General features: G+C 72.3%; 3 protein-coding genes and 1 pseudogene. 3 read left to right on the top strand and 1 reads right to left on the bottom strand.

Annotated features, from left to right (window positions below; all coding sequences use genetic code 11):
• A pseudogene (locus tag HW445_RS22730) lies at positions 1 to 206 on the bottom strand (2-phospho-L-lactate guanylyltransferase); the annotation flags it as partial.
• A gap of 214 nt (positions 207 to 420) precedes the next feature.
• Here HW445_RS22730 and HW445_RS22725 point away from each other — a divergent pair.
• From HW445_RS22725 to HW445_RS22715, 3 genes are all read left to right on the top strand, one after another.
• Positions 421 to 1,206, top strand: coding sequence for a 1-acyl-sn-glycerol-3-phosphate acyltransferase (locus tag HW445_RS22725; RefSeq protein ID WP_180222820.1), 786 nt, complete (start codon positions 421 to 423; stop codon positions 1,204 to 1,206).
• Positions 1,203 to 2,243, top strand: coding sequence for an NAD(P)H-dependent glycerol-3-phosphate dehydrogenase (locus HW445_RS22720; protein ID WP_180222819.1), 1,041 nt, complete (start codon positions 1,203 to 1,205; stop codon positions 2,241 to 2,243). The genes HW445_RS22725 and HW445_RS22720 overlap by 4 nt, the downstream gene beginning before the upstream one ends.
• 105 nt (positions 2,244 to 2,348) lie before the next feature.
• Complete coding sequence (locus HW445_RS22715; RefSeq protein ID WP_180222818.1) at positions 2,349 to 3,518, top strand: D-alanine--D-alanine ligase family protein; 1,170 nt, start codon at positions 2,349 to 2,351, stop codon at positions 3,516 to 3,518.
• Positions 3,519 to 3,546: the final 28 nt, after the last annotated feature.

The following is a 3,546-nucleotide window of genomic DNA, read 5'->3' as shown; positions in this document are numbered from 1 at the left end:
CCCAGGGCCCCCAGTTCCCGCGCGGCCAGGGCGTCGTCCGTGACTACCGCCACATCGCGTACCCGCGGGCAGGCCAGCACGGCCGCCACCGTGTCCTGCGCGAACGCCAGCGCGAGGCCCGGCCGCAGCCCGTCCGAGGCGGCGTCCGACAGCCTGCTCTTGGCCCGCGCGAGGGGCTTCAGGGGGATGACCAGGGTCCAGTGCACGCGTGTTCGTCCTTCTCTCGACGCCGACATTGTCCCCCCGCGGGTCCGGCGACAGGGCGACGGCGGCCGTCGGACGGGGCGTACGGTGTTCTCGACAGACGGTCGGCCCGGGGCCACACTTGTGCGACCCCACGACCGGCGAACCCGAAGAACCCGGCTCCGGCCCCGTACGGCCCCTCGTACGGCCCGGGGTGCCCAAGAGGAAGGTGTGCGCGTGCCTCGCCGCAGAATCGGCTTCTGGTACCGCTTCGCAGCGGTCATCGCAAAACCGCCGCTGGTGCTTCTGCTGAAGCGGGACTGGCGAGGAATGGAGAACATTCCGGCCGAGGGCGGCTTCATCACCGTGGTGAACCACATTTCGCATGTGGACCCGCTCGTCTACGCGCACTACCAGTACAACACCGGCCGGCTGCCGCGCTTCCTCGCCAAGAGCGGACTGTTCAAGAAGGGCTTCGTCGGCGCCGTCATGCGCGGCACCGGCCAGATCCCCGTCTACCGGGAGTCCACCGACGCGCTCAGCGCCTTCCGCGGCGCCATCGACGCCGTGGAGCGCGGCGAGTGCGTCGCCTTCTACCCCGAGGGCACCCTCACCCGTGACCCGGGCGTGTGGCCGATGACCGGCAAGACGGGCGCCGCCCGGGTCGCGCTGCGCACCAAGTGCCCGGTCGTCCCGGTCGCCCAGTGGGGGGCCAACGAGGTCCTGGCGCCGTACGGGAAGAAGCCGAGCCTGTTCCCGCGCAAGACGGTCCGGGTGACCGCCGGCCCGCCCGTCGACCTGTCGCGCTTCTACGACAAGGAGATGACGCCGGAGCTCCTCAAGGAGTGCACCGACGTCATCATGGACGCCATCACCCGCGAGCTGGAGCAGATCCGCGGCGAGAAGGCGCCCGAGGTGCGGTACGACCCCCGCGAGGTCCGCATCGAGCAGCGGCGCAGGGCCGCCCGGCAGGCCGCCGAGCAGGCCGGGTCCGCAGCGGCGAGGGAGGGGAACGGCGCGTGACCGGACCCGAGACGGGCGGACCCGGCGCCGCCGCCCCTGTGAAGGCGGCCGTCTTCGGCGCCGGCTCCTGGGGCACCGCCTTCGCGATCGTCCTCGCCGACGCGGGATGCGAGGTCACCCTCTGGGCACGCCGCCCCGACGTGGTCGACGCGATCAACTCCACGCGGGTGAACGCCGACTACCTGCCGGGCGTCGAACTGCCCGCGGGGATCCGGGCCACCACCGACCCGGCCGAGGCGGCCCGCGACGCCGACTTCACCGTCCTCTCCGTCCCCTCGCAGACCCTGCGCGGCAACCTGGCCGCCTGGGCGCCGCTGCTCGCCCCCGGCACCGTGCTGGTCTCCCTGATGAAGGGCGTCGAGCTGGGCTCCGCGATGCGGATGAGCGAGGTCGTCGCCGAGGTCGCCGGGGTGGGCCCCGAGCGCGTCGCCGTGGTCACCGGCCCCAACCTGGCCCGCGAGGTCGCCTCCCGGCTGCCCACCACCGCCGTGGTGGCCTGCGCCGACGAGTCGGTGGCCCGCCGCCTCCAGGCCGCCTGCCACACCCCCTACTTCCGGCCGTACACCAACACCGACGTGGTGGGCTGCGAACTCGGCGGCGCCGTCAAGAACGTCATCGGCCTCGCGGTGGGCATCGCCGACGGCATGGGCCTCGGCGACAACGCCAAGGGCTCGCTGATCACCCGCGGGCTGGCCGAGACCACCCGGCTCGGGCTCGCCATGGGCGCCGACCCGCTCACCTTCGCCGGCCTCGCCGGCCTCGGCGACCTGGTCGCGACCTGCTCCTCGCCGCTCTCCCGCAACCACACCTTCGGCACCAACCTCGGCAAGGGGATGACGCTGGAGGAGACCATCGCGGTCACCCGACAGACGGCCGAGGGCGTCAAGTCCTGCGAGTCGGTGCGCGACCTCGCCCACCGGCACGGGGTGGACATGCCCATCACCGAGACGGTGGTCGAGATCGTCCACGAGGGCAAGCCGCCGGTCGTCGCCCTCAAGGAGCTCATGGGACGCGATCCCAAACCGGAACGCCGCTGAAGGACGCCTGGTCGGCCCCCTGCGAGGGGCAGACCGGGCGAATCGTCCGTGTGCCCGACCGCGCCCGCTGCCCTGTCCGGAACCAGCGGGTACGCTCAATCCGTTATGAGCACTCAGAACCTCCCCCAGAGCCCTGAGCGGACCGCCGGGCAGCCGCAGCGCAAGCCGCGCGTCGCCGTCGTCTTCGGCGGCCGCAGCTCCGAGCACGGCATCTCCGTGGTCACCGCCGGCGCCGTGCTGCGCGCGATCGACCGGACGAAGTACGACGTCCTGCCGATCGGCATCACCCGGGAGGGGCGCTGGGCCCTGACCGCCGACGAACCGGACCGGATGGCGATCACCGACCGCGTCGTCCCGGCCGTGGAGGAACTCGCCGAGTCCACCGAGGGCGGCGTGGTGCTCCCCGTCGACCCCGCCAGCCGCGAGGTGGTCTACAGCGAGCCCGGTTCGGTCTCCAAGACGCTGGGCGAGATCGACGTGGTCTTCCCCGTCCTGCACGGCCCCTACGGCGAGGACGGCACCCTGCAGGGCATGCTGGAGCTCTCCGGCGTCCCCTACGTCGGCGCGGGCGTCCTCGCCTCCGCCGTCGGCCAGGACAAGGAGTACATGAAGCGGGTCTTCACCTCCTTCGGCCTGAAGGTCGGCCCCTACGTGGTGATCCGCCCCCGCGAGTGGGAGCTGGACCAGGCCGCGGCCCGCAAGAAGATCGTCGACCTGGCCGGCGACCACGGCTGGCCGCTCTTCGTGAAGCCGGCCCGGGCGGGCTCGTCCATCGGCATCACCAAGGTCGACGACCTGTCCGGACTGGACGAGGCGATCGCCGAGGCCCAGTTCCACGACCCCAAGATCATCGTCGAGGCGGCGCTGGTGGGGCGCGAGATCGAGTGCGGCGTCCTGGAGTTCGAGGACGGCCCGCGGGCCAGTGTCCCGGCGGAGATCCCCCCGGCGCAGAGCCACTCCTTCTACGACTTCGAGGCCAAGTACATCGACTCCGCGGCGGGCATCGTCCCCGCGCCGCTCACGCCGGAGCAGACGGAGGAGGTCCAGCGCCTCGCCGTCGAGGCGTTCGAGGCCGCGTCCTGCGAGGGGCTGGTGCGGGCGGACTTCTTCCTGACGGAGGAGGGGGAGTTCGTGATCAACGAGATCAACACGATGCCGGGATTCACGCCGATCTCCATGTACCCGCGGATGTGGGAGGAGTCCGGGGTGTCCTACACGGAGTTGGTCGACCGGTTGCTTCGGGCGGCGCTGCGGCGGCGGACGGGGCTGAGGTAACGGTTCGCCTCGCGGGGGCCGCGCGTCC

Origin of the sequence: Streptomyces sp. UH6, from assembly GCF_013421635.1 — a bacterium.
Classification (GTDB): Bacteria; Actinomycetota; Actinomycetes; order Streptomycetales; family Streptomycetaceae; genus Streptomyces; species Streptomyces abyssomicinicus.
The sequence above is the reverse complement of the archived record's forward strand: the minus strand, read 5'-3'. Positions and strand labels throughout refer to the sequence as shown.